The following is an 8773-nucleotide window of genomic DNA, read 5'->3' as shown; positions in this document are numbered from 1 at the left end:
TTTCTGAGTACAATTTATTTTTAAAGAATATTAAATGGCCATATATTGTTTTTAGTGTTGTTATTTTAAAAATAATATCTATTTCTGTAACACCATTACCTTTTGTGTATCACTTATTGTTTTTTTTCATAATATTTTTACTAGATAAAAGAGAAAGTAAAATTTATCTATTATGTAATCCTTTTATTATGCAATAACTAATGAGCTGATTTTTAATGAAAATCTTCATTTATTTTTAAAAATGAATAAATATAAAATTATTGGAATTAATTCAAACTATATAATTATGCGGACAAAATTTTACTTAGCAATGTTATTCAACTAAATATTTTTTGATTCCATCTAGTTATGGAGCAATTATGATTAGCGTAATAGGAAAGTCATTTGTCAACGAAGCAAATATCGCTTATCTAGTTCATTTTTTTTTAAGTGATGCTCTTGTTTATCGAATGTCTACGCTAACCTTGCAGGAGCAATTCATGGCGGCACTGGTCATCTTATGATTTTTGATACAGAGAAGTATATAAATAAATGCTTTTAAATATTTAGTCGAAAATCTCATTAATTATGTTCTGCCTTCTTTAGTAGTAACTGAGAGTCTTCTCACCAATATCAGTATCTTACTAATGCATTTACTAAAAATATCCACAAATTCAATAAATTAACTTTTGTATAATGGAAAAAATAAAAAAAATAGTACTATTCTCCCTTTTGTTAATGATTTTGTCATTAGCAAAAATAAATGCAGCCACCCTTTATGTAAATGCGAATGGCACTTGCGGTAGCAACTCGCCTTGTTACACCACTATTCAAGCTGCGATTAATGCTGCTAGTGCAGGTGACATAATTATCGTGGCCGCGGGCACCTATACTGGCACTGTAACAGTGAACAAATCAGTTAAAATTTATGGAAATAATTACAATGTAAACCCAAATGATAGTTCATGGAATTACAATTCTGCAAGAAACCCTGAATCAATAATAAGCACCACAAGTGGATGGGGTTTTTTTTTAAGTGCTAGTAACATAGAAATAAAAGGATTTCAATTAACAGGTAGTGGTGGTGGAAATTCAATAGGTAATACAAGTATCACTACTATGTTTTCAAACTGGACTATTGAAAACAATTGGATTGCCAATAATACAAACGTTCAATCTATTTTTACAAATGGTAGTGCATCCAGCGTGAGAGTTGAAAACTTTGTAATAAAAAACAATCGTATCGAGAATAATAGCGGAGCACTTAGGACCTCGATAAACGCATGGAAATGCGGCACATTATCAATTACAGGTAATTACATTGCGGGATCAACTTATCACGCTATCAATGCTGATGGTTTTGGGAATGGTACTATATCAAACAATTATTTTAAAGATGCAAAATATGGTGCTATTCAAGTACCTACAAGTCATTCAAGTAATCAATATTTTGTAATCGAAAATAATACAATTACTGGTTGCCAAACGGGTATATATTCATGGACGCGAGCAACACAACCTAACATAAAACTTTCAATTAGAAATAATACTATTTTGGTGAATGCCGCTAAATTAGATTTAAATTTTGGTGCGATTGATTTACGAGGTACCAATAATAATTTGGCCACTCCCAATATCATTGAAGGTAATACTATAATTATTTCAGGAATTGTTGGAACCTCTCCAGTTGGATTGTTTACAGGTGGACCGGCTACTGCTGCCTATGGTATAGTCCTTAGTGGTAGCTTAGGGCTAATAACAGTAAATAACAATTCCATTAGTGCTATTGGTGTAAATGGATCTCCTTCGGCTTTGCCAACAAATATTGGTCCTGATATGAGTGGCGTATATTTACGTAATCAAAACGTTAGTTCAAATCCAAGTGAAACTGAATTAGCAGGAACCTTTCAAATACAATCAAACAATATTGAAGGCTTTAAAAATTCAATCATAACATTTAATACTAGCACAAACACATTAAGTGCACTTCCATCAGCTGCAACTGCAACTGTTATAGAAAATGATTTATTACCATCGTCAGGAGGATATTCTATATTAGCAGCAAGTGGGGGTAATTTAATTTCAGCAACTTGTAACTGGTATGGTACAACAACGCAACTTTGTGATAAGATATCTGGAAATATAGATTATATCCCTTTTAAAATTTCAAGTAATGGTCCTTGTACAGGTGGAGCCGCATCAGGCACCCCAACATTATGCACTAATACCGCTTTAACTAATATCACCCATGATACAACTGCCACTGGTGCAACAGGAATAGGTACAGTTACTGGACTTCCAGCAGGAGTTACAGCGACTTGGGCAAGTAATACTATCACAATTAGTGGAATACCAACGTCATCGGGGACATTTAACTACAATATACCATTAACAGGTGCTTGTGGCACAGTTAATGCAACGGGTACAATTACTGTTGATTCTGCTACGATAGCTGGTTCAATAAACGGAGATCAAACAATTTGTGCAAATTCGCAACTTGCAAACATAGTACTTACAGGAAATGTTGGAAGTGTAGTTAAATGGCAGAAGTCTTCAGATGCAGTCTTTACAAACCCTATTGATATTGCAAGTACTTCAACAACTTTAACTGGTGCTGTTGTGGGTGCTATAACGGCAACTACCTATTTTAGGGCTGTTGTTCAAAGTGATTCTTGTTCATCAGTTAACACTAATATCATAATGGTTAGTATAGAGACTACTACTTGGAATGGAACATCATGGGATAATGGTGCGCCAACAGACCCTAACAGTACAAAATCAATTCTGTTTTCTGGAAATTATTCTAGTACAGCAAGTTTATATGGTTGTGTTATGAACGTAACCAATAACGCCATTGTAACAATTAATACAGGTCATAATGTAATTTTGAATGGTGCATTAACAGTAGATTCAGGAAGTAGTTTCACTATGCAAAATAATTCTAATTTGATTCAAAATACTGATGCAACAAATTCTGGGAATATTACTGTAAAACGAAATTCATCGCCTTTATACCGTTTAGATTATACCTTATGGTCATCGCCAGTTGCTGGAACACAAACGTTGTTGAACTTTTCTCCATTAACACTTTCGAATCGTTTTTATACTTATAATACATCAACGAATTTATACAACTCAATTTCAGATCCTTCTACAGCTACTTTTAGCATTGGTAAGGGGTATTTGATAAGAATGCCAAACAATTGGATTGCTTCCTCTTCTGGAACTCCTGCTGCATTTAGCGGAAGTTTTACAGGTGTTCCAACGAATGGTTTGATTGTTTCTGCATTGGTTGATAATGGAAGTGCATTTCGATATAATGCTGTGGGTAACCCATATCCATCTGCAATAAAAATACAAGATTTTATTACCCAAAATAGTGACAAAATTGACGGTACAATATGGTTTTGGCGAAAAACAAACGATCAAAATAATCCTATTACTTATTCAACTTGCACGGCTGCAGGTTGTACTTTAAATAATCAACATTCATATTTTGATGAAGATTTAATTTCGATTGGACAAGGGTTTATCGTTCAAGCAAAGGCCTCTCAATCGACATTGACTTTCACCAACTCTATGAGGGTTGCAGATAATGTTAATCAGTTTTTTAAATCTGCTCAAAAAGACCGTTTTTGGTTGGATTTAATGAATTCAAGTACTGTTAAATATGGACAACAACTGATTGCCTACGTTGGTGGTACAAACAATTATGACGATGGTTTAGATGGATTGTATATCAACGATTGTCCAACAGCTTTAACGAGTGTTGTTGACGGCAAGGAATTAGCCATAAATGCCCGACCTAATTTTAATATTCAAGATGTAACTCCAATTCAATTTAGAACCGATGTTGCCGGTACATATACGATATCTATTAACAAAACTGAGGGCGTTTTCGATGGGAATCAAGATATTTTCATCAGGGACAACCAATTAGGAATCGTTCAAAGTTTGACATCAGGAAATTACACGTTTGCCTCTAGCAGCGGAACATTTGCTAATAGATTTGACATTTTGTATCTAAATCCAACTTTAGATACTAACACACCTATATTTAATAAAGAGAGTCTGATTGTGTTTAAAAACAATGGTCTAGTTCACATCAATGCAGGAACAACAAATATTGATAATGTAAAATTATTTGACATTAGAGGTCGATTATTGTTGAAGAAAAATAAAGTGAATGCCACGCAAACTACAATCGATACTTCTGCAATTGGAAATCAAGTGTTACTGATTCAAATTACTTCTGTAGATCAAATAAAAATCACTAAAAAAATCGTTAATTAATGAGTGCTAAAATTAAAAAGCAACTATTTTTTGTTGCAACAATCTTGTTTCAAACTGCACTTTGGGCACAAGCTGGAATGGATGATGACGAGGGAAATTTGGAAGGAAACGACCCACCTGCCGCTTCAATTAATGATGCGCTTTTTTGGATGGTTATAATTGCATTGCTCTTGGCATATTATTTTACGCTAAAAAAATTTAAAACCAAAAATAATATTAATAAATAAATTGTCATTTAAAAAAATAAAACGCTCAAGATATATCTACTTTTGATTGTTGACCGAATTTGTTCATTAAAAAAATTAATATTAAAAATTATCGAATCTATTGTTAGTTATAAAGCGACAAATCCACTCTTAAAGGATAAAATTTCGTCAATTGTTTTTTGGCGTAGGTCATCGCATTATACTGAATCAACTATTTTTTTACCAAATAACATCTGTGGCTTTGGATTTACTTTATCAGGAGATTTATTAGTAAAAGGCAAAACGGGTTTTCAAACAATGCCAGCATTTGGAACCAGAAATACTCTAAAAATGCCAAGTGAAATCAGAACTTCGGGCGTTTTCTTAAATATTTCTGTTCGGTTGAGAATTCCAAACGGTTTGAGTTTGTTTACAAAAATCCCGATGAATGTAATTTATGAAGATGAAGCAACATCGTTAAATGATATATTTTCAAATCAAGAAATTAACAATCTTGTAGATTTGCTAATAGAGACCACTACTGACAATGAAAAATGTAGACTATTAGAAATATTTTTAGTATCCAAATTAATTAATTGCCAACCGCAATTATTTTTGGAACTCATCACTAAAATACACGATTCAAAAGGAGAGTGTCGAGTTTCTCAACTAGCAACATTTTTCTCGGTTTCAGAACGAACAATTCATCGTTTATCTAATAAATTAGTTGGTGTTAATCCTATTAATTACATTAACCTAATTAGATTTAGAAATGTAATGCAACTTTCCTCAAGGACAAAAGCCGATTTGTTAAGTAATACTTTAGATGCTGGCTATTATGACCAATCGCATTTTATTAAACAATTTAAAACATTTAGCACATTTACACCTCTACAATTCTTAGAAATAAATTCTTTTGAAAAAGTGTCCAATTTTTACAATATATGAATTTTTTTAAAAAATACATTTGTAAAATTAATCATACATTTAATCGCATGAAAAAATCAATAATCCTTTTAGTTTCTTTAGTGACATTATTCTCATTTTCAAAACTTTATTCGCAATGGGCTTTACTACCTAATGCTCCATATAATGGAGGAAAGCAAGATGGGATTCATTTTTTTAACAAAGATATAGGTTGGGTAGTTAATGGTTCTGGGAAAATCTATAAAACTATAGATGGTGGTGACAATTGGATTCAACAAAAAAATAGTTCAGGAACTTATTTTAGAGCTATTGCTTTTATTGACAATCAAACAGGATTTGCTGGCAATGTGGGCACAAATTATTTTCCGGGCGTAACCGACACAAATCCACTATATAAAACAATTGATGGAGGTAACAGTTGGTCTCCAGTCACGGCAAATATTACGGGAACAGTTCCCACAGGAATATGTGCTATTCAAGCTGTAAATGCTAACGTAATTTATGCAGCAGGCAGAGTTGGTGGGCCTGCCGTGATGATGAAAAGTACAGACGGAGGAAGTAATTGGGTAGGAACAACTTTGCCAAATACATGCGCAATGGTCTTGGATCTTCATTTTCAAACACCCGATGTCGGCTATATTTTCACTGGAACCAATACAAATGTTGCTTTATCAAAAGCTAGAATTTTAAAGACTACGGACGGTGGCGCAACATGGACAACGGTTTATACTTCCAACCGAAATTATGAAATGATTTGGAAAGCTTGGTTTCCTTCAACCAATGTTGGCTATGCTACTATTCAAAGCTATAATAGTAGTACATCTAACAGATATATAGTTAAAACTACCGATGGCGGACAGACATGGACAGAATTGCCATTGTCTAATACAGGAGTTAGAGAATTTGGAATAGGTTTTATCAATGAAAATGTTGGCTGGGTAGGGTGCGAAACAGAAGCTTATGAAACACAAGATGGAGGTATAACGTGGAGCAATGTAAATTTGGGCGAATATGCTAATAAATTTAGTGTTATTTCAAATCCAGACGGAACAAAAACCTGTTATGCTGCTGGGTTAAATGTATCTAAATATACCACTAGCAATTTAAATATTGATTACACACCAGTTTCCAGAAAAGAGCTTTTAGTTTATCCAAATCCTGTTCAATCGGGTAGTTATGTATCTATATCATTAGAAAAAATTCCAAATAAAGTAATTAAAGCCGAACTTATTTCAGTTGACGGAAAATTAACTTCGTTGCTTTTCAATTCCTATTTTGTAGGAACTAGCGAATCGCCTTTTCAATACAAACTACCTAATGTAACAACAGGAAATTATATCATTCAATTTACTGACGAAAAAGGGAAAACCTATACCGAAAGAATNNAATTTATAAAGCATATAGTTTAAAAACATAAAAATCATATTTATAACAAGTTATAAAAGCGGTCTAAAAAAATATATAGCTTTTATCTTCAGCAAGATGTTTGTTGCATAGGGATTGAATTTAGTAATCCAAATTCACTCAATAGCCTTTAAGAAATAAAAAAAATTAGTAATTCTTATAAGAAAATAGCATAAAACTTTTGCCTAAAGCATTATACAGGTTAATTAGAATTTAGCAATTCTTTAACCTGTTTTCTTATTGTATGAAAATATTAAAGAATAAATTAATTTCAATATACTATAAAAAAATCTATATCTAATACTTGATATCTTTTATAAACACTACTAATCTATTGTAAAGCAATACGTTTACCAATTATTTTTTATTTCAAAAACAAATTATTATGAACAAGAATAAAATTTTCCGTGTTAATTTTCTATAGTAATTAATTTCTTTTGGTTCAGTTCAATTTCACAAGTATCTCAAACTACAGCATAAAATAATGATGCATTTTTTTGGATAGTTCTAATTGAATAGCTCCTTGTATTCTATTTTACGATTATCAAACTAAAAACAAAAAATAGGATAAATAAATTACTAAACAAAAAAAAGTAGGTATTCTTTAGGCTTATTCACCTTTGTTTGTTTACGGACTTTGATAATAATTAAAAACATCTATTAACATCGGTATGGCAAAATGGCGGCAAATGGAATTCTGATAAACTTTTGTGCCAACTCCAAAAAAGGAAATTAATCAAGAATATTAAAATAGTATGGTGCTCATATTTGCGAAAGTCTGAAGTAAACCAAAAAAAATAGAAATCAATCAAATTAAATCTTTGTCCATTATGAAAATTCAAAACAAATTAAAATTTAGCTTACCTGAAAACAAACAATTACCTATGAATACCTTATTTAAGATCATAATTATTTTTATAATTACAATGAGTAGTACAAAATTATTTGCTCAAGATCAAAGTTGGAAAAAACTAACCACCGCAACTTATGCGGGCAAGCAAGACGATATCAGTTTTGTAGACCAAGACAACGGTTGGTATGTAAATGGTTTCGGAAAAATATATCATACAAGCAATGGAGGCGAAACTTGGGAAAAGCAATTAGAACAAAAAGGAACTTTCTTTAGAACAATAGCATTTATTGACAAAAATACAGGTTTTGCAGGCACTGTCGGCACAGATTATTTCCCTAATGTTACCGACTCCATTCCATTATATGGAACCAGAGATGGTGGCAAAACTTGGAAGCCTGTTGACTATAAAGGACCTTATGTTAAAGGACTTTGTGCCATTGATATTGTCAAAGAACAATACATTAATCACGGAAAAATAGACTACAAAATACATATTTATGCAGTAGGTCGTGTAGGTTCTCCTGCTAATATGATGGTATCGCACGATGGTGGCGCCACTTGGACATCCAATAGTATGAACAACGATTGTAAAATGCTCTTTGATATCAAAATGTTTGATAAAAACAACGGATTTGTTTGTGCTGCCTCTGATGAAGATATGGAAAAATCCAATGCCTTGATTTTAAAAACCAGCGATGGAGGAAAAACCTGGAAAAAGGTGTACCAATCCAATCGTCCATTTGAAGGTACTTGGAAGGCATCATTCCCAACAAAGCAAGTTGGCTATGTAACCATACAATCCTATAATCCCGATCCAAATGTAAAACAACAGCGCATTGCCAAAACAACCGATGGCGGCGAAACTTGGAATGAAATCAACTTAGTGGAAGATGCTGGAGCAAGAGAATTTGGTATTGGTTTTATAGACGAAAACCACGGCTTTGTAGGCACTATGAACAGCGGTTACGAAACCAAAGACGGTGGTACAACCTGGGCAAAGGTCAATTTAGGAATGGCTTGCAATAAAATCAGAATTTACAAAGATGCCAATGGGAAAATTTATGGTTATGCCATTGGTGTAGATGTGTTAAAATTTAACTAAATGAATTTAACAACAATTTGATTAACAAGC

Annotated in this window: 6 protein-coding genes; all 6 read left to right on the top strand. The window is 32.6% G+C overall.

Annotated features, from left to right (window positions below; genetic code table 11):
* Positions 1-197 (top strand): hypothetical protein (locus DIU01_RS14785; protein ID WP_290835785.1); only part of this gene is annotated, 197 nt, incomplete at its 5' end.
* A gap of 478 nt (positions 198-675) precedes the next feature.
* Complete coding sequence (locus DIU01_RS14780; protein WP_290835783.1) at positions 676-4272, top strand: T9SS sorting signal type C domain-containing protein; 3597 nt, start codon at positions 676-678, stop codon at positions 4270-4272.
* Positions 4272-4499, top strand: coding sequence for a hypothetical protein (locus DIU01_RS14775; protein ID WP_290835780.1), 228 nt, complete (start codon positions 4272-4274; stop codon positions 4497-4499). Before DIU01_RS14780 ends, DIU01_RS14775 begins: the two co-directional genes overlap by 1 nt.
* 276 nt (positions 4500-4775) lie before the next feature.
* A complete protein-coding gene (locus DIU01_RS14770) occupies positions 4776-5405 on the top strand; it encodes an AraC family transcriptional regulator (RefSeq protein WP_290835779.1) in 630 nt (209 codons plus the stop codon).
* 47 nt (positions 5406-5452) lie between these two features.
* Entirely contained in the window at positions 5453-6793 is a 1341-nt protein-coding gene (locus DIU01_RS14765; RefSeq protein WP_290835777.1) for a T9SS type A sorting domain-containing protein, read from the top strand.
* A 921-nt stretch (positions 6794-7714) separates the two neighbouring features.
* The gene (locus DIU01_RS14760; protein WP_290835776.1) at positions 7715-8743 is read left to right on the top strand and encodes a hypothetical protein; all 1029 of its coding nucleotides are present in this window, start codon (positions 7715-7717) and stop codon (positions 8741-8743) included.
* Positions 8744-8773 lie beyond the last annotated feature (30 nt).

The organism is Flavobacterium sp. (assembly GCF_003525665.1).
Classification (GTDB): domain Bacteria; phylum Bacteroidota; class Bacteroidia; order Flavobacteriales; family Flavobacteriaceae; genus Flavobacterium.
Note: the sequence above shows the minus strand (reverse complement) of the source record. Positions and strands in the feature narration are given on the sequence as shown.

Bases quoted from the DNA above. Each gene is read 5' to 3' on its own strand.
- DIU01_RS14780 (WP_290835783.1), top strand. From the start codon at position 676: ATGGAAAAAATAAAAAAAATAGTACTATTCTCCCTTTTGTTAATGATT.
- DIU01_RS14775 (WP_290835780.1), top strand. From the start codon at position 4,272: ATGAGTGCTAAAATTAAAAAGCAACTATTTTTTGTTGCAACAATCTTG.
- DIU01_RS14770 (WP_290835779.1), top strand. From the start codon at position 4,776: ATGCCAGCATTTGGAACCAGAAATACTCTAAAAATGCCAAGTGAAATC.
- DIU01_RS14760 (WP_290835776.1), top strand. From the start codon at position 7,715: ATGAGTAGTACAAAATTATTTGCTCAAGATCAAAGTTGGAAAAAACTA.